Genomic DNA, 24,120 nt, shown 5'->3' with positions numbered 1-24,120 from the left:
CCGGTTTCCGGTGGTTGTCGCGCACTCGTACGGTCCGCGTACACGCGCGTGCCCCGGGACCCCTCACGGCCTCGATCGGTGTCGCCACCCGCCGGTAGGCTGTCGCCCGTGGCCCTGTACCGAAAGTATCGACCCGCGTCGTTTGCCGAGGTTGTCGGGCAGGAGCATGTCACCGAGCCGCTCAGCACCGCGCTCGATGCGGGCCGCATCAACCATGCGTACCTGTTCTCCGGGCCGCGTGGGTGCGGCAAGACGTCGTCGGCGCGCATCCTGGCGCGTTCGCTCAATTGCGAACAGGGGCCCACGTCCACGCCGTGCGGTGCGTGCAAGTCGTGTGTCGCACTCGGCCCGGGCGGCGCGGGCAATCTCGACGTCACCGAGCTCGACGCCGCGAGTCACGGCGGCGTCGACGACACGCGTGAGCTGCGCGATCGCGCGTTCTACGCGCCCGCAGAGTCGCGCTATCGCGTGTTCATCGTCGACGAGGCGCACATGGTCACCACGGCCGGCTTCAACGCGCTGCTCAAGATCGTCGAGGAGCCGCCCGAGCACCTCATCTTCGTGTTCGCCACCACCGAGCCGGAGAAGGTGCTGCCCACCATCCGGTCGCGCACGCACCACTACCCGTTCCGCCTGCTCGCGCCGACGGTCATGCGCGGGCTGCTCGAGCGCGTGTGCGCACAGGAGAGCGTCCAGGTCGAGGACGCCGTGTATCCGCTGGTCATCCGCGCGGGCGGTGGTTCGCCGCGCGACTCGCTCAGCATTCTCGACCAGCTGCTCGCCGGTGCCGACGACCGCGGGGTCACCTATCCACGCGCACTCGCGCTGCTCGGGGTCACCGACGTCGCGCTCATCGACGACGCCGTCGATGCCCTCGCGGCCCACGACGGCGCTGCGCTGTTCGGCACGGTCGACCGCGTCGTCGAGGCGGGACACGATCCGCGCCGCTTCGCGTCCGATCTGCTCGAGCGGCTGCGCGACCTGATCCTGATGCGGGCCGTGCCCGACGCCCCCGAGCGTGGCCTCGTCGACGCGCCGGGCGGCACTCTCGAACGCATGCGTGGGCAGGCCGAGAGCATCGGGGCGGGCACGCTCACGCGTTACGCCGAGGTGGTGCACGCGGGCCTCGGCGAGATGCGTGGGGCCACCGCGCCGCGCCTGCTGCTCGAGGTGTTGTGTGCGCGCATGCTGCTTCCGGCCGCGTCCGACGGCGAAGCCGCGCTGCTGCAACGTCTCGAACGCGTCGAACGCGGTGTGGTCGATGGTGGTGCGTCCGCGCCTGCGCGTGGCGACGGCCCCGGCGCGCCGGGGGCCCCCGTGCCGTCCGGCGAGCCCGAGCCCGCACCCAAGTATCAACGGCCGTCGCAGCGCCGCGCGCACGAAGCCGCGGCGCCTGCCGCTGCCGCGCCTGCCGTCGAGCCCGCACCCGCGGCACCGGACCCCATCGCGCCCGAACCTGCCGCGCCCGAACCGGCTGTGTCCGAACCGGCGGCTGCCACGCCGGTCGAGGCGCCGACGGCCCCCGAGCCGACCGAACCGACCGAACCGACCGAACCGACCGAACCGGCGCCGGTACCGGTCGTTGCCGATCCTGTCCACAGTGATCCAGAACCTGGTGCCGTGGAACAGGTTTCGGGTCCGGGCTCGGTCTCGACGCCGAGTCCGGTCGCGGGCGAGGTCGCCGAGAGTGTGCCGATCGAGAACGAACCAGCCGCGGTCGCCGAGTCCGACACCGCGCCGGAGCCCGAGGTGGCGCCGGAGGCCGAATCCGTTGCGCCGCAGCAGCCTGCGGGCCCGACGGCCGACGACGTCCGGTCGCGCTGGAACGAGATCCGCGACAAGGTCGGCGAACGCAACAAGATCCTTCCGGCGATGCTGTCGGCGGCCACGGTCGCGGACGTGAGTGGCTCGAACATCACGCTCGCGCATCCCGTTCCGTCGCTCGGTGCACGCATCGCGTCGCCGCACAATGCGCAGGTGCTGGCCGGTGTGCTCGGTGAGATGTTCGGTGGCACCTGGGAAATCGAATTCGGTTCGGCCCCGCCGCCGGCCGCCGCGCCGCCCCCGGTGGCGCCCAAGAAGCCCGCGGCGCAGCCCCGCTATTCGCGGCCCAGCCGCCAGGGAGCGGGAGGCGCGCCCGCCGACGAGCAGTCCACGGGTGCAGCGGCGGGCACCGGCCCGGCGCACCCCCGTCCCGGAGCCGACGGGTCGGCACACCGGGGGCAGGCGCGTACCGGGCCCTCCGGCGTGCCCGCCGACCCGTACGGCGACCTCGACATCCCGCCGCCCGAGGCCCCCGACTATCCCGACGACCCGGGCCCGGCGCCGCACGACGAGCCGTCGGTCCCGCGGTCGCTCGAATCGACGCCCGAGGACGAGGAAGAGATGTTCGCCGAGGCGGCCCAGCCCGCCGACCCGTCGACCCGTCGCGATCCCGACGAGGTCGCCGAGGAACTGCTGCGCGACGTGCTCGGTGCGCGCCGAATCGACGGCTGACCGAGCCGGTCGACTCCACCCGTGCGACCGACTGATCGCTCCGGTCACGATCCTCGATCACTTCGGTCCTTCCAGCGCCTTTGCCGCGGGTTCTATGGTGAACGGTGCCGGGCGACGGTCCCGCACGGGCGACGGCCCCTACGCCGCGGCGCGGGCACGGTCGGCGCCCTTCGCACACGGCCCCGTGCGTCAGGTCGGCGCGACCGAGACGCGACAACAGGTCGGACAGAACAGGCCGAGACGTCACCAGGCCAGGACGAACACCAGGAAGGAACACTGCACAGTGACCACAGAGGCATTCATCTACGAAGCCATTCGCACCCCGCGTGGCCGTGGGAAGGCGACTGGCTCGCTGCACTCGGTCAAGCCGATCTCGCTGGTCACCGGCCTGATCGACGAGCTGCGTGTGCGGTTCCCCGATCTCGACGAGGACCGCATCTCCGACATCATCCTCGGTGTCGTCTCGCCCATCGGCGACCAGGGCGCCGACATCGCGCGCACCGCGGTCACGGCCGCGGGCCTGCCCGACACGGTCGGCGGCGTCCAGATCAACCGGTTCTGCGCGTCCGGCCTCGAGGCCGTGAACATGGCGGCGCAGAAGGTCCGCTCCGGCTGGGACGAGCTCGTCGTCGCGGGCGGTGTCGAGTCGATGTCGCGCGTCAAGATGGGTTCCGACGGCGGCGCGTGGATGCTCGACCCCGAGACGAACTACAACAGCTACCTCGTGCCGCAGGGCATCTCGGCCGACCTCATCGCCACCATCGAGGGCTTCTCGCGTGAGGACGTCGACGCGTACGCGGCGCGCTCGCAGGACCTCGCGGCCAAGGCGTGGGCAGGCGGCTACTTCGCGAAGTCGGTCGTGCCGGTCAAGGACCTCAACGGCCTCACCGTTCTCGACCAGGACGAGCACATGCGTCCGGGCACCACCGTCGAGAGCCTGTCGGGCCTGCAGCCGTCGTTCGCGGGCATCGGCGACTTCGGCGGCTTCGACGCCGTCGCGCAGCAGAAGTACCACTGGGTCGAGAAGATCGACCACGTCCACCACGGCGGCAACAGCTCGGGCATCGTCGACGGCGCGGCTCTCGTGCTCGTCGGCTCGGAGCAGGCGGGCAAGGACATGGGGCTGACGCCGCGTGCCCGCATCGTCGCGACCGCCACGTCGGGCGCCGATTCGACCATCATGCTCACCGGCCCCACCCCCGCGGCGCACAAGGCACTCGCGGCGGCCGGTCTCACGGTCGACGACATCGACCTCTTCGAGATCAACGAGGCGTTCGCGTCGGTCGTCCTGAAGTTCCAGAAGGACCTGAAGATCCCGGACGAGAAGCTCAACGTCAACGGCGGCGCCATCGCGATGGGCCACCCGCTCGGCGCCACGGGCGCCATGATCACCGGCACGATGGTCGACGAGCTCGAGCGCCGCGACGCGCGCTACGCCCTCGTCACGCTGTGCATCGGCGGCGGCATGGGTGTCGCCACCATCATCGAGCGCGTCTGACGTCCCTCCCCATCTGATTCAGGAGAAATCGAAGCTGTGAGCGAGAAGAACATCATCAACTGGGAGCAGGACGAAGACGGCATCGTCGTGCTCACGATGGACGACCCGAGCCAGAGCGCCAACACCATGAACGAGGCGTACATCTCGTCCATGAAGGAAACCGTCGACCGGCTCGAGGCGGAGAAGGACAGCATCACGGGCGTCGTGCTGACGTCGGCGAAGAAGACGTTCTTCGCCGGTGGCGACCTCAACATGCTCATCCAGGTGCAGCCGGAGGACGCGCAGCAGGCGTTCGACCTCGGTCAGTCGATCAAGGCCGACCTGCGTCGCCTCGAGACTCTCGGCAAGCCGGTCGTCGCCGCGATCAACGGCGCCGCCCTCGGCGGTGGCCTCGAGATCGCGCTCGCGACGCACCATCGCATCGCGGCCGACGTCAAGGGCAGCAAGATCGGCCTGCCCGAGTCGTCGCTCGGCCTGCTGCCCGGTGGCGGCGGCGTCGTGCGCACCGTACGTCTGCTCGGCATCCAGGCCGCGCTCATGCAGGTGCTCCTGCAGGGCCAGCAGCGGGTGCCGTCGAAGGCCAAGGAAGCCGGCCTGATCGACGACCTCGTCTCGACCGTCGAAGAGCTGCTGCCCGCCGCCAAGGCGTGGATCAAGGCCAACCCCGAGGCTGCGCAGCCGTGGGACAAGAAGGGCTACAAGATCCCCGGCGGAACGCCGTCGAGCCCGGCCTTCGCCGCGAACCTCCCCGCATTCCCGGCCAACCTGCGCAAGCAGCTCAAGGGCCAGCCGATGGAGGCGCCGCTCGCCATCATGGCCGCGGCCGTCGAGGGTTCGCAGGTCGACTTCGAGTCGGCGCAGACCATCGAGTCGCGCTACTTCACCAAGCTGGTCACGGGCCAGACCGCGAAGAACATGACGCAGGCGTTCTTCTTCGACCTGCAGGCCATCAACTCGGGTGCCTCGCGCCCCGCGGGCATCGACAAGACCCCGATCAAGAAGGTGGGCGTGCTCGGCGCGGGCATGATGGGCGCCGGTATCGCCTATGTGTCCGCGAAGGCCGGCTTCGAGGTCGTCCTCAAGGACGTCTCGCTCGAGGCCGCCGAGAAGGGCAAGGGCTACTCCGAGGGCATCGAGAAGAAGGCCCTCGCGAAGGGGCGCACCACCGAGGAGAAGAGCAAGGAGCTGCTCGGCCGCATCAAGCCGACCGCCGATCCGGCCGACCTCGCGGGCGTCGACTTCGTGGTCGAGGCCGTCTTCGAGTCGCAGGACCTCAAGCACAAGGTCTTCCAGGAGATCGAGGACATCGTCGAGCCCAACGCGCTCCTCGGGTCCAACACCTCGACGCTGCCGATCACGGGTCTCGCGACCGGTGTCAAGCGTCAGGAAGACTTCATCGGCATCCACTTCTTCTCGCCGGTCGACAAGATGCCGCTCGTCGAGATCATCCGCGGCGAGAAGACGTCGGACGAGGCGCTCGCGCGCGTGTTCGACTACGTGCAGGCGATCAAGAAGACGCCGATCGTCGTCACCGACTCGCGTGGCTTCTTCACCTCGCGTGTCATCGGCACGTTCATCAACGAGGCCATCATGATGCTCGGCGAGGGCATCGATCCGTCGACGATCGAGCAGGCGGGCGCGCAGGCCGGCTACCCGGCGTCGCCGCTGCAGCTGTCGGACGAGCTCACGCTCACGCTGATGCAGAAGATCCGCAAGGCCACCGCCGAGGCACTCGAGGCCGAGGGCAAGGAGATTCCGGCCGACCCGGCAGGCGACGTCATCAACGCGATGGTCGACAAGTTCGACCGTCCGTCGAAGGCCGCAGGCAAGGGCTTCTACGACTACGCCGACGGCAAGCGCACCGGTCTGTGGTCGGGTCTGCGCGAGGCGTTCGGTACCAAGACCGAACTCGACGTGCCGTTCCACGATCTCGTCGAGCGCATGCTGTTCATCGAGGCGATCGAGACGCAGAAGTGCTTCGACGAGGGCGTGCTCCTCACCAGCGCCGACGCGAACATCGGCTCGATCTTCGGCATCGGCTTCCCGGCGTGGACGGGCGGCGTGCACCAGTACGTCGTCGGCTACGAGGGCCCGGCAGGCAAGGGCAAGGAAGGCTTCGTCAAGCGCGCCGAGGAACTGGCCGCGAAGTACGGCGAGCGCTTCGCCCCGCCCGCGTCGCTGAAGAACTGACGTCCCGGCCCCGATCGGGCCGGTAGCCGAACCGCCGGTACAACAGTGTGCCGGTCACGGCACACCGAATGCCCCTTCTTCTCCTATCCGGAGAGGGAGGGGCATTCGTCGTCGCTCCCGGCGGATGGGACGGGTGTGGGCCGCGGCGAGCCGGAGACCGATAGCGTGACCGGGCGACCGAGTGTCGAGACCCCGCCGAGCTTCGAGGAGTGCCCGTGAGCGACGACAGTGCAGCCACCCGGACCGCCGCAGGCCTCGCGGCACGGCTCGACCGTCTGGAGGCGGAAGAGGCCGTCAAGGCACTCAAACACCGTTACCTACGCGCGTGCGACGCGAAGGACGCCGCGACCTTTCGTGCGTGCTTCATCCGGCAGGGTGCGTCGATCGACTACGGCGCGTTGGGTGCGTTCGACGACGCGGACGCGATCGCCGCGGTGTTCGAACGGATCGCGCTGCACAAGGTGGACGGCAAGCACGTCGTGCTCGACATGCACCACGGCATCCATCCCTCGATCACGATCCACTCGCCGACGACCGCGTCCGGGCAGTGGACGCTCGCGTTCCGTCAGGTGAACCTGACCCAGGGCACCGAGACGGTCATGTCGGGTGAGTACGCCGACGAGTACGTCGTCGAGGACGGCGAGTGGAAGATGTCCCGGTGCCACTTCACGCGGCTCTGGTCGATCACTCGCTCCCTCGACGACGCAGTCGTCGAACAGTAAGGCCGGCAGGCTCTTCCGCTGTCAGCCCTTCCACCAGGGGCGCAGCGGCACGGCTGCGCCTCCGCGGTCGTCCAGCTTGACCGCGAGCACCTGGTGCAGCTGCACGACATTGGTCTCGAAGCCGAGCCGCGAACCGGCCATGTACAGGCCCCACACCCGGGCCGTGCCGATGCCGACCTCGTCGACCGCGGCGTCCCAGTTCTCGACGAGATTGGCGCACCAGTCGCGCAGCGTGAGTGCGTAATGCTCGCGGAGATTCTCCTCGTGCCGCACCTCGAGGCCGACGTTCTGGATCTCGGTGATGATGCGGCCGGACCCGGTGAGCTCGCCGTCGGGGAACACGTAGCGGTCGATGAATCCGCCCGCTCCTGCGCGAGTGTTGTTGCCGGGGCGCGTGATGCAGTGGTTCAGCAGCCGCCCGCCGCTGCGCAGCTTGCTCTCGAGGAACGAGAAGTACGACGGGTAGTTCTGCACACCGATGTGCTCGGTGAGGCCGATGGACGAGATCGCGTCGAAGCCGGTCTCGGGGATGTCGCGGTAGTCGCTGTAGCGGACTTCGGCGAGCTCGCCCAGGCCCTCCTCGGCGATGGCTTTCTGCGCCCATTCGGCCTGTTCCCGGGAGAGCGTGGCACCGATGACCTTGACTCCGCGGCGCGCGGCGTAGCGCACCATGCCGCCCCAGCCGCAACCGATGTCGAGAAGCCGGTCGCCTTCCTGCAGGCCGAGCTTGTCGAACACCAGGCGGTACTTGTTGTCCTGGGCGGTCTCGAGGCTCGCGTCGGCGTCCGGATAGCACGCACACGTGTACGTCATCGACGGGCCGAGCACGTACTCGTAGAAGGTGTTCGACACGTCGTAGTGGTGGTGGATCGCCTCGGCGTCGCGAGTCTTGGAGTGCCGCAACCCTTCCGCGACGCGCCGCCAGCGCGGCAGGTGCTCCTGCGGCGGGGGAGCGATGGGGCGCAGCAGTTCCCAGCCGAGCGACCGGGTGATGGCGGCGAGGGCACGCGCCGACGGGCGGTGCAGGTTCATCGTCGCCATCAGCTTCAGCATCTCGTACGGGTCGCCCGGGTGGACGCCGCGCGCCTCGAGGTCGCCCGAGATGTAGGCGCGGGCCATGCCGAGATCGCCCGGCGCGGTGGCGAGATAGGTGGTGCCGCGCTCGGAGTTGAGGTGCAGTCCGTACTGCGAGTCCTCGGGGCCGGTCGCACTGCCGTCGTATGCGGTGAAGCGCATCGGAACCTGGCCGTCGGACAGGAGATCGAGGATCTCGGCGAGCGCCAGCTTGGAGTCTTTGGAGTCTTTGCGCGATTTGTCGATGATGCTCATCGCCGTTGTACCGCCTTCGAGAAGAGGTCCAGTAATCGGGATTCGGGGTCGTATCGGTTCTTCAGTTCCGAATATCGATCGCCTCCGTAGTAGAGGCGTTCGAAGTCTTCGCGCGAGTAGTACGCGTCGGAGTAGAGCGACTTGTGTCCGTCGAAGCCGGCGACGGTGTCCTCGATCAACCGGTTCGCGGCGCCTTCGGATGCGCCCGGGGTGATCGGAACCGACGACCAGAAACCGACATTGACGTACGTGCGCTTCGGTTCGAGCGGGTACAGGGGCCAGGGCCGTTGTGCCGACGCACCCGCGGGAGCGGGTTCGCGAAGTCGCAGCGGGCACAGCCACAGCGGTTCGATGGGGATCTCGCGCAGGAACCAGTGCACGAAATCGGCGGTGCGCTCGAGGGGCACCTCGACGTCCTGGACGACGCGTTCGCGCGGGGGATTGCCCTTGCACGCTTCTAGTCGGTCGGCGACGTCGTACCGGTGGTCGATCGCGATGAGCTTCCAGTAGAAGCTGCTGCGCAGCAGCTTCTTCGGCCAGAACCGTCGTACCTTCGGGTTCTGGGCGCCGAACGCGCGCGAGCACCAGAACCAATCGGTGTCCCAGCGCCACAGGTAGTCGCGGATCGTGAGGCGGTCGGTCTTCGGATGGTTGACCGACTCGTGCTGGAGTGAACGGTAGTAGATGTCGCGGCCGGTGTAGTCGCTCACCGGACCCGGCTCGGACGTCTGCCGCCCGAGCGTGAGATAGCACTCGTCGGCGGTGAAGACGACGCCGTCGAGGTAGTCGACGCGCTCGCCGTCGTACTCCTTGTCGGTCACGATGCGGTCCATCGTGGACTGCAGGTCCTCGAGCGACGTGAATCGCACGTGCCGCAGCGCGACGTACGGCTCGACGCGTTCGAGCTGGATGCGCAACCGGACCGAATATCCGAGCGTCCCGTAGGAATTGGGGAAGCCCCAGAACAGATCGGCGTTCTCGCCGTCCGGGCGTGCGGTGAGGATCTCGCCGTCGCCGGTGAGCACGTCGATCTCGAGCACCGACTCGTGCGGCAGGCCGTTGCGGAAGGACGTGGACTCGATACCGAGGCCGGTGACCGCGCCGCCCAGCGTGATGGTCTTGAGCTGCGGCACGACGAGCGGCGCGAGGCCGAACGGGAGGGTGGCGTCGACGAGTTCTTCGAACGTGCACATGCCCTGGACGTCGGCGGTGCGGGCGACCGGGTCGACCGACACGACCCCGGTGAGCCCGGACACGTCGAGGCCGGGGGCGCTGGTGCCCGCGCGGGCGCGGAACAGATTGGACGTCTTCTTCGCGAGCCGCACGGTCGCGTCGGTGGGAATCGCACGGTACGACGCGAGGAGCCGGTCGACGCCCGCGCGGTGCGCATGCGCACCCACGAGACGTCCGCGACGACGGTCGTGCGCGGGGCGGACGACGTCGAGCAGGATGTCGATCAATCCGGAGGATGCCACGATGCTGACGCTAGCCCTCGCCGCCGGTTCGGGCGAGCGATATCCCCCGCTCGACGTGTCGTCGTGGAGTTCTGCTTACATGACGAGGAGGCGTATCCTCGTCCGGGTCGTGATGCAGTTCACACGGCGCGCGCGTGTTCGTCCGCGTGTGCGGGAACAGGCAAGATGGCGGGTGGCGGTCGCCGGACGGCGGCCGCGCAGATTCCGGGAACCGGAACTCCGTGCAACCGAGAGGACGTCCGCCTGTGGGACAGGTCAGCGCCAGCAATTCCCTCGACTTCGACGCGGCACCCGAGCGTGTGCTCGAGGCTCTCGCCGACTACGAGACCGTTCGCCCCCGGATCCTGCCGGACCAGTACCTCGGCTACAAGGTGGTCGAAGGCGGGCAGGGTAACGGCACGGTCGTCGAGTGGGTCCTCAAGGCGACCGAGAAGCGTTCGCGCAATGTGCTCGCCGACGTGACGGTGTCGAGCGACACGATCACCGAGACCGACCGCAACTCGTCGATGGTCACGAAGTACCGCGTCGCGCCGCGTGGCAGCGGCTCGGTCGTCACCGTCACCACCACGTGGAACGGCGCGGGCGGCATCGGCGGCTTCTTCGAGGGGCTGTTCGCGCCGATCGGGCTCAAGAAGATCCAGGGCAGCGTGCTCGCCAACCTGCAGCGAGAGCTCAGCTGACGCGCAACCGCTGATCGAGTGGGCGACGCCCACGCGACTACCCTGGTGACACACGTGGACGAAAGGATCTTCATGCAACCTGGTGGACAGCCCGACATGTCGCAGCTCCTCGCGCAGGCGCAGCAGATGCAGCAGCAGCTGATGAGCGCGCAGCAGGAGATCGCCGCGACCGAGGTCTCCGGCCAGGCCGGCGGCGGCCTGGTGACGGCCACCGTCAAGGGCACCGGCGAGGTCGTGGGCGTCACGATCGATCCCAAGGTCGTCGATCCCGAGGACGTCGAGACGCTGCAGGATCTCGTGGTCGGCGCGATCGCCGACGCGTCGTCCAAGGCGCAGTCGGTGGCCGCCGACAAGCTCGGTCCGCTCGCAGGCGGCATGGGCGGCGGCATCCCGGGTCTGCCCGGGTTCTAGAGGCGCACGGTGTACGAGGGTCCGGTCCAGGATCTGATCGACGAGCTCGGCAAGCTCCCGGGCGTGGGGCCCAAGAGCGCGCAGCGCATCGCGTTCCATCTGCTCGGCGTCGAGCCGCCCGAGATCGATCGGCTGCTGGGCGCACTGCAGAAGGTGCGTGACGGCGTGCAGTTCTGCGTCGTGTGCGGCACGGTCGCGGCCGAACGCGAGTGCCGCATCTGCGCCGATCCGCGCCGCGACCGCACCCTCGTGTGCGTCGTCGAGGAACCCAAGGACGTGCAGGCGGTCGAGCGCACCCGCGAGTTCAAGGGGCTCTACCACGTGCTCGGGGGTGCGCTCGACCCGCTCGCGGGCGTCGGGCCGGATCAACTGCGTATCCGTGAGCTGCTCACCCGGATCGGCAACCAGGAGGACGGCGTCGACGTCGCGGAGGTCATCATCGCGACCGATCCGAACACCGTCGGTGAGGCCACCGCGACCTACCTGTCGCGCATGCTCCGCGATTTCCCGGGGCTGAAGGTCACGCGCCTCGCGTCCGGTCTGCCGATGGGCGGCGACATCGAGTTCGCCGACGAACTCACGCTCGGCCGCGCCCTCGCGGGACGGCGCGCGCTGTGACCGTCGAGGGTGGCAAGCGCACCCGCGAACAGACGCGGGCGTTGATCCTCGACGCCGCGGGCCGCGCGTTCGGTTCGCGCCCCTACGCGGAGATCACCCTCAAGGAGATCGCCGAGGAGGCGGGCGTCAGCGCACCGCTCATCATCAAGTACTTCGGGTCGAAGGAGCAGCTGTTCGACCAGCTCGTCGACTTCACGGTGGCCGCCGAGCGCGTGTTCGAGGCGCCCCTGGAGCGGCTGGGCGAGCACATGGTGACGTTGTTCGCCCGGCCCAAGGAACCGCACCAGCCGTTGTCGATGAGCATCCTGTTCATGAGCGGTGGCAGTGAGGAGAGCAGCAGCAAGCTGCGCGCCAACTACTCGGCGCAGATGATCGACGCGCTGGCCGAGCGGCTGCCGGGGCCCGATGCGCGGCTCCGGGCCGAGCTGGCGATGTCGATGATGACGGGTCTCGCGGTGATGCGCCGTCGCATGCTGCGCGAGTACGCGACGGGCACCCCGGAGGAGGTCGTCGCGCGTTACGCGCCTGTGCTGCAGCAGTTGCTCGACGGCTGAACCCCGCGTCGGTTTGCGAGGTGAACACGCGTTCACCTATGGTTGGTGAACGTCTGTTTACCAACCATGTCCGATTCGTCCGCAGGGGAGAAGATGACGCTCGCGCCGGAACGCCGAGAGGCACCCGCGCGCGCCGCGTCACGCTTCGTGTTCCCCATCCTCGCCGTCGGCGGGATCTTCCAGGCCGTCATGCAGACGGTCATGGTTCCGCTCCTGCCGAGCATGCCCGCGCTCACCGGCTCGACCGTCACCGCCGCGTCGTGGCTCATCACCACCACGCTCCTCGTCGGTGCGGTCGTCACGCCCATCTTCGGCAGGCTCGCCGACATGTACGGCAAGAAGCGCATGCTGCTCGTCGCCTTCGTCGCGATGACCTGCGGTTCGCTGGCATGTGCGCTCTCCGCCGACATCGGCGTCCTCATCGCCGCCCGTGCGCTGCAGGGTGCAGGTGCCGCCGTGATCCCCATCGGCATCTCGATCCTGCGCGACGAACTGCCGGCCGCGAAGGTCAATCGCGCCATCGCGACGCTCAGTTCCACGCTCGGTGTCGGCACCGCGTTCGGCGTCCCGTTCGCGGCCGTCGTCGTCGAATACGCCAACTGGCACATGGTCTTCTGGATCACGAGTGCGCTGGGCGTCCTGCTCGCGGTCGCGACGGGTGTGTGCATCGCCGAATCGCCGATTCGCACCGGCGGCCGGTTCGACGGCGTCGGCGCCGTCGGGCTGTCGGCCGCGCTCGTCGCGCTGCTCGTGCCCGTCACCCAGGGCAGCACGTGGGGGTGGACGAGCCCCGCGGTGCTGTCGATGCTCGCGTCGTCACTGCTGCTGTTCGTGGTGTGGGGCATCCAGCAGTTGCGCACACGCGACGCGCTCGTCGACCTGCGCGCGTCGGTGCGCCGGGCCGTGTTGCTGCCTCACCTCGTCGCGCTGTTCGTCGGGTTCGCCTTCTACGGCAATGCGCTCGTCACCACCCAGATGCTGCAGGCGCCCACCACCGCAGACGGCCCCGGCTACGGGCTCTCGATCCTCGCGGCCGCGCTGTGCCAGTTGCCGCTCAGCATCGCGATGATCGTGTTCTCGCAAGTCGGTGCGCGCATCTCCGAGAGGTGGGGTCCGAAGGCGACGATGCTGACCGGCGCGGTCGGGCTCGTCGTCGGATACGGCATCCACATGATCACCGACAAGCCGCTCGCAGGTGTCGTCGCCGCCCTCGCAGTCACCGCGATCGGCACCGCGCTCGCCTACAGCACGCTGCCGTTGCTGCTCATTCCGGTCGTGCCGCAGACACAGATGGCCGCCGCGAACGGCGTCAACGTCCTGCTGCGCACGATGGGCACGACACTGTGCAGCGCCGTGGTCGCCTCCACACTCGCGGCGCACGCGGGCGGCAACGGGTTCGTCCTCGCGTACGCGGTGTGCGCGGTCCTCGCGGTCGTCGTGTTCGTGGCGTCGCTCGCGATCCCCGGGATGCCGCGTGCAGTCGCCGGCCGCGGGCAGGCCGACGCGTCGGACGTCCTGCCCGCCTGACCGACTCGCGGCGCCGGATGCGCTGCGCGGGGGTGCCCCGGGCGTTAGCGTCGTCTCGTGCCGTCCGTGGTCGCCGTCGTGCTCGGTCTCGTCACGCTGGTCGGTGGCGCCGAGGTGCTCACACGCAGCGGGTCGCGGCTCGCGGCGGCCCTCGGAGTGAGCCCGATGCTGATCGGCCTTACGATCGTGTCGCTCGGCACCAGTGCGCCCGAACTCGCGGTCGGCGTCGACTCGGCCCTCTCGGGGCACGGCGGGCTCGCGGTCGGCAACATCGTGGGCACCAACATCGTCAACATCCTGCTGATCCTGGGCGGCAGCGCCGCGGTGCGCGCGATCGTGTTCGACACGCGCACACTGCGTCTCGACCTCCCGGTGATGGCCGTCGCGGCAGTGCTGTTGTGGGCGCTGAGCCTCGACGGCGTGCTCGGTGCGGCCGAAGGCGTCGTGCTGCTGGTCGTCGCCGTCGTCTACACGGCGCTGCTCGTGCGCACCGGACGCAGCGAATCGGCTGCCGTGCGCGCGGAATACGCGGGCGAGTTCGCGCCACACCGCCGCACCGCGGTCGACGGGGTGCTGCTCGTGATCGGCCTCGCGTTCGTCGTGGTCGGCGCCGACATGCTCGTCGCGGGTGCCACGGACCTCGCGCGCGCGTTCGAGGTGTCCGACGCCGTCATCGGCCTCACGGTCGTCGCCATCGGCACGTCCGCCCCCGAGTTGGTGACGACGCTCGTCTCGACGCTGCGCGGCGACCGCGACATCGCCGTCGGCAACCTCCTCGGCTCGAGCATCTACAACATCGTCGCGATCCTGGGCATCACGCTCGTCGTGGCGCGCGACGGTGTCGAGATCCCCGACGACGTGGTGCGCGTGCACCTGCCGATCATGGTCGCGGCGGCGCTGGTCTGTGTCCCCGCCTTCCTCACCGGCCGTCGCATCGCGCGCGGCGAGGGCACCGTGTTCTTCCTCGCATACTGCGTGTACCTGGGCGCGTTGATCGCGGGCCAGATGTGACCTATCGCTGTGATAGCGTCGGCGCTGGTCCAGCGCGAATCGAGTGAGCAGCGCGAAATCCGGTCGAGGAAAGCGGAAAGTGGCACGCAGACGGGGATGGGGCGGGAGCCCGCCTGCCGACGACGCCGAGGCGTCGCGGCGCATCGTCGCCACCGCGGTCGACCTCATCTCGCGCACCGGTTCGCAGATCGGCATCGCCGACGTCGCCGAATCGCTCGGTGTCATCCGCCAGACGGTCTATCGATACTTCCCGAGCGCCGATGCCCTGATGCGCGCCGCGGGCATCGCGTCCGTCGATGCCTTCCTCGACCGGCTCGCGCGGCACGTGCACGGGCTCACCGATCCCGTCGAGGCGATGACCGAGGCCGTGATCTTCACGCTCGACGAGGTGCGCCGCACACCGCATCTCGGATTGTTGCTGTCGGGCCCCGATCCGCACACCGACAGCCTCACGTCCGCCGAGGCCCGCGAGTTCGGTGTCACCATGATCCGGCGTTTCGACGTCGACTGGGCACAGCACGGCTACGACGAGGAGTCGCTGCGTGATCTGGTCGAGTTCGTGCTGCGCACGATGCAGTCCTTCTTCGTCTCGCCCGGATCACCGGCCCGCGACGACGCCGGCATGCGCGCATATCTGACCCGCTGGATGGGTCCGGCGATCGCGGCGCAGGAACGCGGTTGAGACTGCGATTGCGCGCGGACGCCCGGGTGCGCTGCGTACGGTCGACTCATGAGCACCGCTTCGACCCGCGCCGTCGCCGCCCTCACTCCCGGTCCGGTGGACGCCCCGGACTCGTTCCGGGAGATCGATCTGCCGCTCGCGCCTCTCGGGCCGCACGATCTGCTCGTCGAGGTGCGTGCGGTGTCGGTCAATCCGGTCGACACCAAGCGTCGCACCGGTTTCGACGCGGCCGACGGGCCGCTCGTGCTCGGCTACGACGCCGCCGGGATCGTCGTCGAGGCCGGCCAGGACGTCCGGTCGTTCTCCGTCGGCGACGAGGTGTGGTACGCGGGTTCGATTGCGCGGCCGGGCAGCAACGCCGACCGGCAGGTAGTCGACGAGCGCATCGTCGGTCGTAAACCGAGTTCGCTCACCTTCGCCGAGGCCGCCGCGATGCCGCTCACCACGATCACCGCGTGGGAGGCGCTGTTCGAGAGGCTGCGGGTCACGTCGACGGATACGGGAACGCTGCTCGTGATGGGCGGTGGCGGGGGCACCGGCACGATGATGATTCAGCTCGCCCGCCAGCTGACCGGGCTCACCGTGATCGCGACCGCGTCGCGGGATGCGTCCCGCACCCTCGCCGACGACATGGGGGCGCATCGCGTGATCGACCACCGCGGGCTCGGCGACGAGCTGACGCGCGTCGCGCCGGACGGCCTCGACTACGTGTTCTCGAACCACTCCGCGGGCAACATCGAGACCTACGCGGAGCACCTGAAGGTGCGTGGCGCGGTCGTCGCGATCGACGACGCGTCGGGCCTCGACATGACGCCTTTCAAACGCAAGAGCCAGACCTGGATGTGGGAGTACATGTTCACCGAACCGCTGTACGCGCCCGAGGGCGCGACCCAGCATGCGCTGTTGAGCCGAGCGGCCGACCTCGTCGATCGAGGAGTGTTGCGCACCAACATCACCGAGACACTGTCGCCGTTGAACGCCGACACGATCCGCGAAGCACACGCGATGGTCGAGACCGGCTCGATGGTGGGCAAGGTGGTCGTGGAGAGGGTATGACTCTCGCCCCGGCGCGCGTCGGACCATCAGCATCGACGGCGAGCGGGCGGTTTCGCAGATTTCTACTCGCGTGATGCTCTTGAAACCGCCCGCTCGGCGAGCCGAATTGTCCTACGTCCTTACCGAGAACCTGATCGCGACGAAGCCGATCAGCGCTGTTGATGTGCGGAGTCGGTAGTAGCTGCTCATGTGTCTCAACGCCGGACCGGGCAGTGCGCTCACGCGTGACCAGGAACCAACACACACGAAATGGCGTGGTTAGGACACAAGCTACCTTCGCTCCGCTTGCAAGCTGTCATGTCAGCGCTTTGACGATCCGACGCAACCCCGCGTCGAGTTGGTTGTCAGCTAGGGCATAGCTCAAGCGAAGATGACCGGAGAATCCGAAGGCCTCGCCTGGAACGACCGCGACCCGCGCCTCATCCACTAGGCGCATCGCGAGGTCCTGGGTGGAAGCTGCACCACACCGTTGGGCTGCATCACGCACATCGGGGAACACATAGAATGCGCCGTCGGGCTCGGTAAGGCGGATTCCGGGAATCGACTGCAGGACTTCCGTTATCAGGGCACGTCGATGCCGGAACGACTCCAGCATGTCCTTCGCGGCGTCTTGCGGGCCTTGGAGAGCTGCGGTTGCCGCCGCCTGGGCCACATTGCTGACATTCGAGGCCATGTGGCTTTGCAGACGCGCAGCACCTCGGATGAATTCTTCGTCAGCGAGCAGCCAACCCACTCGCCAGCCAGTCATCGAATAGGTTTTCGATACGCCGTCCACGACAACTAGCCTCGAATAGCCAGGGCAGCCGAGAGCACGCATCGTCGGGATCGTGCCAGTCCCGTAGTAGAGCTTCCGATAGATCTCGTCGGACAGGATCCACATTTCACGCTCTTTAGCCCAATCGAACACCTCACGCGTGTGCTCGGCATCAGCGACCGCACCGGACGGGTTGGACGGCGAACACCACACGATTGCCTTTGTCCGGTCGGTGACAACGCCTTCGAGGTCGGCTACAGATGGCAGGTTGCCGGGCGTCGCGCTCGAACTGACCGGTACGGCGGACCCGCCGAAGAACCCGATCAGCTCTGGGTAGGTGGTCCAATACGGCGCTGGCAGGAGGACCTCATCGCCGGTCTCTACTATGCCCGCGAGGGCGGAGAAGATCGCCTGCTTCGCACCGTTCGCGATGAGCACGTTGTCTGCGCCGATCAAATGGTTGCCCACAGTGGCGTTGCTGTCGGCGGCCACCGCGGACCGCAGCTCCGGCAGGCCAGCAGCGGGGCTGTACTTCTGTATCCGGCTCTCAGACGCTGCACGAATTGCGGCCTCGACGACGTTTGTGGGTGTGTCGAAGTCTGGTTCTCCGGCTGCGAAGCTGACGACATCGATGCCCGCTTCGCGCATGGCTTTTGCACGGGCGTCGACGGTTAGGGTCGCTGACGGCTGGATCGTGCGAATTCTACTGCTGATCATCTGCTGAAGAACCTTATCGTTATCGTGCTCGGGGGTTGAACGGGTCGCGGATACCGAGTCCTTGGTCGACCCAGACCGATTTGGTCTCGGTGTAGGAGTCGAGGCATTGATAGCCGTTCTCCCGACCGACCCCGCTCATTCCGATGCCGCCGAATGGCACGTTGTAGGCGACTTTACGGTAGTTGTTCACCCACACCGTCCCCGCCCGGAGTTGGCTCGCCATGCGGTCCGAGCGAGCACGATCCGAGGTCCAGACTCCCGCAGCAAGACCAAAGCGGGTGTCGTTCGCGAGCGAGATAGCCTCGTCCTCGTCATCGAAGGGCATGACACACGCTACAGGTCCGAATACCTCCTCCTGGAAGATCGGCATGTCGGGTGTTACGTCCGACAACACTGTCGGACGGTAGTACAAACCGTTCGGGAACTGCTCGACCTGTGCGCGACATCCTCCCGCTCGCAACGTCGCTCCTGCTGCCACTGCGGCGTCGACCATCGTCTCGATCTTGCTCAGCTGCGCTGCACTGGCGATCGGTCCCATATCAGTGGTGTCGTCGAACGGATCGCCCACGCGCATCCTGTCTGCGGTCTCGACGAGTCGTTCGAGAAAGACGGGAAGGGCACGAGACTCTACAAGTATTCGCGAGCCCGCCATGCAGGTCTGACCTGATGCACCGAATATTCCGGCCAATGTGCCGCGGATTGCTTGCTCGTGGTCGGCGTCGGCGAAGACCACGTTGGCACTCTTTCCGCCGAGTTCCAGTGATACGCGCCGAAGCCCGATCGCGGCCGCGCGCGCGATCTGCTCGCCCGCAGCCGACGATCCAGTGAATGCCACCTTGGCCACCGCACGGTTCTCGACCAGATACTGGCCAGGCCCGGCGGCGCCGGTCACCACATTGACGACGCCCGGCGGCAGACCGGCCTGCGTGGCCAGTTCAGCGAGTCGCAGAGTCGACAGGGGTGTGATCTCGGACGGCTTGATCACGACCACGTTGCCGACTGCGAGCGCGGGCCCGAGCTTCCAGAGCAGCAGATTCAACGGTGAGTTCCAGGGTGTGATCGCAGCGACCACGCCGAGCGGTACCCGCTCGGTGTGGACTCGCATTCCACCGATAGGCGGCTCAACAACGTATCCGCATGGCATACGGAGCAAGCTGGCGTAATAGCGCAGGTGATCGCCGAATAGCTTTGCCTGACCGGCCATCTCTTTGAGAAGTTTGCCGTTCTCGCGAACCTGTAGCTCCGCCAGTTCGTCCGCATGCTCATCGAGCAGTGCGGCGAAGTTCATCAGGTGCTCGGCGCGCTCACCCGCGGTCGTCGCCTGCCACGCTGTGAAGACAGTTTGTGCCACCGCCACAGCCTGGGAGACATCCTCACGGCTCGCACTGGACAGAGTGAGTAGATCCTCACCGCTCCAGGGACTGCGGACGACGACGCCCGGACCAGTCCCATGGACCCGTTTGCCATCGATGAAACATCCAGGTGCCCGCTGCTCGTAGTCGGTCATCTCAGATGGTTCCTCTCGTGGCCCGCTCGGTTCTGCTTCGACGAATCAGCGCCGCGATTTCAGCACAAGCCAGCCCGAACACGAGCAGTAGGGCCAATGTGGAAATTTCGAAGTCGACCAGGCCGGTGACGACCAAGCCGGCCAGAGCACCGCCGACGAAAAGCGAACAGGTGAAGACAGCCACGGCTACCGGAACCGCCCTTCGTGCGCCGACGACAACCTGCTGGATCGACGCAGGAACTGTCAGGGTCGCTCCGATCGTCGCCAGCGAGAGTGCAGCGAGCACGTGACTATCAGCGAACAGCACCACTACGGCACCGCTGAGCGTGAGCACCAAGCCTAACGTTCTGCGAAGGTCGGCCGGGCGCCGAACGATGTGTTTCGCCAGTGCAAGCAAGGTGAGAACAATCGTCAACACGACCACCAGTGACGCTATCGAGTGCGGGCTCTGCTGAGCGAGTCCGTTCGCGGTGACGAACGTCGCCATGGTCAAGGCACCGCATCCTGCGCTGAATGCCACTTCCGAACCGGTCAGCTCAATTGCGACGAGTCGATATGGATGGACAGGGCCCCGTTGTCCAGCCGCGATCCCGGACTGAAGGAAGCCGATCCCAGCCGCGCCCAACAGCAACGCGCCGTAGACCACAACGCCGGTACGCCATCCGACAGTTGAGGCGAGGCCGTGGGAGGCCAGACCGGCGACGCCGGCCGAACCGAGCAGCCCGAATGCCATGGCCGAGTTAGCGAATAGGATCTTCTCCTTGGGGACCCGCTGGACCGAGGCCACGAATGCTGCCGGCGGGAAGCCGCCCAATACCAGACCCTCGGCAAATCGCAGTCCCAAGAGGAGCGAGATATCTGGCGCGCAGGCGGTGACGATACTGAGTAGACCACCGAGGGCCAAACTTGCGACGAGTACCTGGCGGGCGCCCAGTCTTCCCGCCAGCGAGCCCAACACGATCATCCCCAGCGCATATCCGCCTGCGAACAGCGGCATTCCGAGTCCGGCTTCGTCGCCGAAACGCTCCTTCAGCTGAGGAAGAAACGCAAGGTAGCCGAACAGTTGACCAGTAGCGAGCGTGGCTGCGACAGCGAGGAGCACGCAAAAGCCCGCGACGGGCCTGACCGACGTCGGAACGGGCGCAACGGTGCGCCCTATCGAGAGGTCGGCGTTCACGCGGTGGCCTCGTAGGTCACCATCGACTCGCCCCGCGCCACTTCGTGCAGCCAGATGCTGAAGCCGAGAAACGCGGGACTGGCATCCGCCGACAGTTCGAGCGCAGGCACATCGAGAGCATGCACGCGAAAGTAGTACCGGTGAGGACCGTGTCCGGGCGGAGGCGCGGCACCGACATAGCCCAGGAATCCCGCATCGTTGCGGACCTCCTTGGCCCCGGCAGGCTTCGCACTCGACCCGGTGGCTCCGGCGTTCTGCGCCAGCTCCGTGCAATCGGCAGGAACATCGAAGATTCCCCAGTGCCAGAACCCCGAACCGGTCGGAGCATCAGGGTCGTACACAGTTACCGCATAGGAGGCAACGTCTACACCATGGGGAGCAGACCAGGTCAAGCGAGGGGAAACATCGTCTCCACCCGCGCCAAGAGCACCACTGAGATGTACCCCCTCCATGACAAACCGTCCCGAATCCGACCCGATTCGGACATCAATAGTTTTACTCACCCAACAACTCCTTCATTCATCTATCAATAGGTCAGTTCCAGTTCGGAGCTTTGGATGCAGACAGGCGGGTCACAGACATGAGTTCCTCCGCACGGGCAGAGGAGATCAGCTCGGTGACACCGGCCTGGATCAGCTCAGTCATCAGAGTCTCGTCACGGCGGACATCTCCGCAGACGAACATACGGACTCGGTGAATCGCGGCCTGGTCGACAATCCGTCGAAGCAGTCTGATGTTGGCCGGGCTGTTGGGGGTCACCTTCAGCGCGGAGTTGTTGCGATCCACCCCGTTGTACAAAGCGAAGAGGTCCGATGTGCCGATACCCAGGAAATCGACTCGGGAACTGCCGAACAGCCCGTCAAGGCAGTCAGCGATCGCCGGAACCTCCAACGTGAAGCCGAGACCCACCTGTTCCAGATCAATTCCTGCCTCGTCGACCAGCGCAACGAAATCCCGGTATTCTTCAACGGTCGACACGAAAGGTGCACAGATTTCGACTTCGAGATCGCTCTGCTCTTGGAACCGTCGGATGGCGTTCAGTTCCGAAACCCACCGGTCCATGACCCGCGGGCCTCGCAAGCCCATGTCAGGATTTGTCTCCGACGAAACGTCAACACCCATCTCGGCCAGTTCGGCGGTGGTCGGATCCGAGAGTACGCACCGAATCGATGTCCAATGCTGCTGACCGACAGCGACCAGGCGTTCGAGGAGGAATTCCTCGATCCGTGCTGGGTTGTTGTAGGCGGAACTTTCCTCACTGAACAGCTGAAACAGGCAGAATTTGAACCTGAAGTATCCGAGTGATGTGATTCCGTACCGCTGATACGATTGCAGATTTCGATCATTCATCACGGAGCAGATAGCACTGATCGGTACACCATCTTCGACAACGGTCAAACCGCTGGAGTCGATGAGGCACCGGCCCGCGCCATTGCCGATTGCTTCGGCATCGGCGTGTACAACGAGCCCGATGCCGGCTTCGTGCAGCATCTTCCGGGCGTGATCGGCGAAGTCCTCTTCGTGCACGATCACTGCGCCGATGGACTGGGAATCCAGAATTCGGTTGACGAGGGCGAAGTCAAGGCGTGAAGTGAACAGGACACAATTGTTGTTCCCGATCGATTCCTCGACCGAGCTGACGACGGCGCCGACCAGCGGAACTTCCGGTGCGATTACTACGAGCCCGCGAAATCGCTCTTCGAAGAGCGGTTCGATCTGAATAGTCATGATCCCCCGTTGAGATGTGAATCGATTACAGTGACGTTGTCACCGCCGAGCACTCGGTCGATAGCATCGAGAATGGCTGCGCAGTATCCGCGTGTGTTGTGCACAAACCCCTGTAGCACGACTTCGCTGATGTCGCCGAGTTGCTGTACGCGCATATGGTGTTTTGTCGCCACTAGCACTGTCGAGGTGTGCAGCGACGAATAGGCTCGTGATCCGATCGGCGAGTCAGAAACGTGCAATAGCGCCGGTTCCCGGTCGGCCAGTGCACGAGCGGCCTGTTCGATACCTGCCCGATCGACGTCGGGGTGACGGACGAAGAACCGCTGTACCTGGTAGCCCGGGGGCTGGGTCAACACACGAAGGGAGACGGCGTTGTACGACGTTGCGGGAGCGAATCGCCCCATCGAGTCCGCCACTTGCGAGGTGCCGGGCCGCAAGTTGTCACGAGCGTCCTCGGTACGCGAGCCGACTCGTTTGGTGCCGAAGCTCGATGACGCTGTGTCGGGATGCACGATGTCGACCTCGCTGTGCACCAAGACGTCGGTGACCGGCATCCCGCGTGATGAGCAGTAGTCTGCGAGGACTCGCAGCCCGGTCGTCCAGCCCACGCATTGGCAGCTTCCCATCGCGTAGCTGCCTGTCGGTAGGCGCTCGGTGGTTGCACGGGCGAGCTGGAAGTGCTTTGGGTCTGCGGTGAGCAAGGATGGATACAAGGCTGGAAGGTTCGCGTTCTCGGCAACGCCCACCACGATGTCGGCGATTGCCTCGAGTCTTGCGAGGTGTTCTTGTGACCGGACGTGTCGGCGGCTGGTCGCAAGAATCGCGAGATCGAAGTGACCGAGCTGCTCCAGGTCGTCCTCGAAAGCTTGAAAGTGGATCCGGAAAATCGCGCTGTCGATCTGGATCGTCGATTTACTCGGGTCGGTAACGACTCGGCCGATCAGCTGTGGATTGGAGAGTACGAGGCGCGCAACCAGTTCCTGCAGTGAGTTTCCGACGAGTGTTCGGCCGTCATCGGTGTCGATGGGATTGGTGAGGACATCAGTGATCGGGTGATCGGCACCCGCGGTGGCCGACAGATATAGGAGATTAGAACCGATGTCGGCACCCATACCAACGAGCAGAATCCGTGCCTCCATCACATCGCCCGCATAGCGTGTGGCAGGAGTTGCAGCACCATCACAGCTGCACCTCGCCCATGCGTTGGGTCAGCACGTTCTTGTAGGCACTCGGATCGGTGACCAGGGTTGGGAACATAGACTGTAGACGACTTGTCGCAAAGCGACCCGGACGTACCAGATGTGGTGGATCGAAGGAGAAGTCCACGACTGTATTGCTCTGGAACGGACCCGATGCGTCATCCCATACGATGGGGCCGCCGTCGATGACAAGGTCGGCGTGGCGACCGAGGTCGTCAATTGCCTGTTCGCGGGTGACTTGCGGTCCACCGGTCCCTGAAATGTTGGACGAGGTCAATGCGATCGGGCCGAAGTCGCGTCCGATCTCGAACATCGGACTGATTCCGTGGCAGAAGAGTCCGACCGTGGGAGCCCCCATTGTCATCTGCTCAGGGAATTTGTGCGCGGCCGGCGCCTTGAAGAAGACGGTGGTCGTCATCCCAAGCAGGAGTTCGGAGATGGTTTGATCGGAGAATTCCGGAGGAATTTCAGCATAGGTTCGAGCTTCGCCGGGATCGCCGATTCCCAATGTAAGAGGCCCGAATTTTGTCCGTTCCTTCATCTCGAAAATGCGCGCGATTGCCGTAGCGCTCGTTGCGGAGCAGAACACTCCGTAATTTGTCACGCTGGGCGCGACAATCACGCCATCGTTTTTGAGCAGATCGACGGCGTATGCCCGGGTTTCCGCGTCGTATAGCCGGATGTTGAACACATTTCCCCCCATTGTTCATATGATTCGAGATTGCTTGCTATTTCCAGTCGTGAATGCGCGAGCCATGGCAGGCAGCTTGTGTCGTTTGATCTGGTTGA

Annotated in this window: 21 protein-coding genes; 12 read left to right on the top strand and 9 right to left on the bottom strand. The window is 66.4% G+C overall.

Annotation, left to right across the window (positions count from 1 at the left end):
• The first annotated feature begins 108 nt into the window (after positions 1-108).
• From HCA44_RS11755 to HCA44_RS11740, 4 genes are all read left to right on the top strand, one after another.
• A complete protein-coding gene (locus HCA44_RS11755; protein WP_169648747.1) occupies positions 109-2,496 on the top strand; it encodes a DNA polymerase III subunit gamma and tau in 2,388 nt (795 codons plus the stop codon).
• Positions 2,497-2,779: 283 nt separating this feature from the next.
• On the top strand, positions 2,780-3,994 hold the full coding sequence (locus HCA44_RS11750) for an acetyl-CoA C-acetyltransferase (RefSeq protein WP_169648746.1): 1,215 nt from the start codon (positions 2,780-2,782) through the stop codon (positions 3,992-3,994).
• A 36-nt stretch (positions 3,995-4,030) separates the two neighbouring features.
• Complete coding sequence (locus HCA44_RS11745; RefSeq protein WP_169648745.1) at positions 4,031-6,184, top strand: 3-hydroxyacyl-CoA dehydrogenase NAD-binding domain-containing protein; 2,154 nt, start codon at positions 4,031-4,033, stop codon at positions 6,182-6,184.
• Positions 6,185-6,399: 215 nt separating this feature from the next.
• Positions 6,400-6,906 carry a nuclear transport factor 2 family protein gene (locus tag HCA44_RS11740; protein ID WP_169648744.1) on the top strand — a complete coding sequence of 169 codons (507 nt, stop codon included), beginning with the start codon at positions 6,400-6,402 and terminating at the stop codon, positions 6,904-6,906.
• Positions 6,907-6,927: 21 nt separating this feature from the next.
• Here HCA44_RS11740 and HCA44_RS11735 read toward each other — a convergent pair whose 3' ends face one another.
• Both HCA44_RS11735 and HCA44_RS11730 read right to left on the bottom strand, forming a co-directional pair.
• Positions 6,928-8,235, bottom strand: coding sequence for a class I SAM-dependent methyltransferase (locus HCA44_RS11735; protein WP_169648743.1), 1,308 nt, complete (start codon positions 8,233-8,235; stop codon positions 6,928-6,930).
• Positions 8,232-9,635, bottom strand: a complete 1,404-nt coding sequence (locus HCA44_RS11730) for an FAD-binding oxidoreductase (protein WP_346764697.1) — start codon at positions 9,633-9,635, stop codon at positions 8,232-8,234. Before HCA44_RS11730 ends, HCA44_RS11735 begins: the two co-directional genes overlap by 4 nt.
• Positions 9,636-9,955: 320 nt before the next feature.
• Here HCA44_RS11730 and HCA44_RS11725 point away from each other — a divergent pair, with 320 nt between their 5' ends.
• The 8 genes from HCA44_RS11725 (at position 9,956) to HCA44_RS11690 (ending at position 16,249) form a co-directional block, all read left to right on the top strand.
• Positions 9,956-10,390, top strand: a complete 435-nt coding sequence (locus HCA44_RS11725) for an SRPBCC family protein (RefSeq protein WP_169648742.1) — start codon at positions 9,956-9,958, stop codon at positions 10,388-10,390.
• A gap of 72 nt (positions 10,391-10,462) precedes the next feature.
• A complete protein-coding gene (locus HCA44_RS11720) occupies positions 10,463-10,801 on the top strand; it encodes a YbaB/EbfC family nucleoid-associated protein (RefSeq protein ID WP_169648741.1) in 339 nt (112 codons plus the stop codon).
• Positions 10,802-10,810: 9 nt separating this feature from the next.
• The gene (recR, locus tag HCA44_RS11715) at positions 10,811-11,419 is read left to right on the top strand and encodes a recombination mediator RecR (protein ID WP_169648740.1); all 609 of its coding nucleotides are present in this window, start codon (positions 10,811-10,813) and stop codon (positions 11,417-11,419) included.
• The gene (locus tag HCA44_RS11710; RefSeq protein WP_169648739.1) at positions 11,416-11,973 is read left to right on the top strand and encodes a TetR family transcriptional regulator; all 558 of its coding nucleotides are present in this window, start codon (positions 11,416-11,418) and stop codon (positions 11,971-11,973) included. The genes recR and HCA44_RS11710 overlap by 4 nt, the downstream gene beginning before the upstream one ends.
• 93 nt (positions 11,974-12,066) lie before the next feature.
• On the top strand, positions 12,067-13,500 hold the full coding sequence (locus HCA44_RS11705; RefSeq protein WP_169648882.1) for an MFS transporter: 1,434 nt from the start codon (positions 12,067-12,069) through the stop codon (positions 13,498-13,500).
• Between the two features lie 57 nt (positions 13,501-13,557).
• The gene (locus HCA44_RS11700; RefSeq protein ID WP_169648738.1) at positions 13,558-14,511 is read left to right on the top strand and encodes a calcium/sodium antiporter; all 954 of its coding nucleotides are present in this window, start codon (positions 13,558-13,560) and stop codon (positions 14,509-14,511) included.
• Between the two features lie 79 nt (positions 14,512-14,590).
• A complete protein-coding gene (locus tag HCA44_RS11695) occupies positions 14,591-15,193 on the top strand; it encodes a TetR/AcrR family transcriptional regulator (protein ID WP_169648737.1) in 603 nt (200 codons plus the stop codon).
• Between the two features lie 48 nt (positions 15,194-15,241).
• A complete protein-coding gene (locus HCA44_RS11690; protein WP_169648736.1) occupies positions 15,242-16,249 on the top strand; it encodes a zinc-binding alcohol dehydrogenase family protein in 1,008 nt (335 codons plus the stop codon).
• Between the two features lie 295 nt (positions 16,250-16,544).
• Here the strand turns inward: HCA44_RS11690 and HCA44_RS11685 are convergent, their stop codons facing one another.
• From HCA44_RS11685 to HCA44_RS11655, 7 genes are all read right to left on the bottom strand, one after another.
• On the bottom strand, positions 16,545-17,720 hold the full coding sequence (locus tag HCA44_RS11685) for a pyridoxal phosphate-dependent aminotransferase (protein WP_169648735.1): 1,176 nt from the start codon (positions 17,718-17,720) through the stop codon (positions 16,545-16,547).
• Between the two features lie 19 nt (positions 17,721-17,739).
• Positions 17,740-19,227, bottom strand: coding sequence for an aldehyde dehydrogenase (locus HCA44_RS11680; RefSeq protein ID WP_169648734.1), 1,488 nt, complete (start codon positions 19,225-19,227; stop codon positions 17,740-17,742).
• Between the two features lies 1 nt (position 19,228).
• A complete protein-coding gene (locus tag HCA44_RS11675) occupies positions 19,229-20,404 on the bottom strand; it encodes an MFS transporter (RefSeq protein ID WP_169648733.1) in 1,176 nt (391 codons plus the stop codon).
• The gene (locus tag HCA44_RS11670) at positions 20,401-20,856 is read right to left on the bottom strand and encodes a YbhB/YbcL family Raf kinase inhibitor-like protein (protein WP_169648881.1); all 456 of its coding nucleotides are present in this window, start codon (positions 20,854-20,856) and stop codon (positions 20,401-20,403) included. The genes HCA44_RS11675 and HCA44_RS11670 overlap by 4 nt, the downstream gene beginning before the upstream one ends.
• A gap of 82 nt (positions 20,857-20,938) precedes the next feature.
• Positions 20,939-22,132: a putative PEP-binding protein gene (locus HCA44_RS11665; protein ID WP_169648732.1), complete on the bottom strand. Its 1,194-nt coding sequence runs from the start codon at positions 22,130-22,132 to the stop codon at positions 20,939-20,941.
• A complete protein-coding gene (locus tag HCA44_RS11660) occupies positions 22,129-23,244 on the bottom strand; it encodes a hypothetical protein (protein ID WP_169648731.1) in 1,116 nt (371 codons plus the stop codon). Before HCA44_RS11660 ends, HCA44_RS11665 begins: the two co-directional genes overlap by 4 nt.
• Positions 23,245-23,311: 67 nt before the next feature.
• Entirely contained in the window at positions 23,312-24,034 is a 723-nt protein-coding gene (locus HCA44_RS11655; protein WP_169648730.1) for a Sua5/YciO/YrdC/YwlC family protein, read from the bottom strand.
• Positions 24,035-24,120: the final 86 nt, after the last annotated feature.

Origin of the sequence: Rhodococcus sp. HNM0569 (assembly GCF_012726205.1) — a bacterium.
GTDB lineage: Bacteria > Actinomycetota > Actinomycetes > Mycobacteriales > Mycobacteriaceae > Rhodococcus_F.
This window is presented reverse-complemented; position numbering and strand designations above follow the sequence as displayed.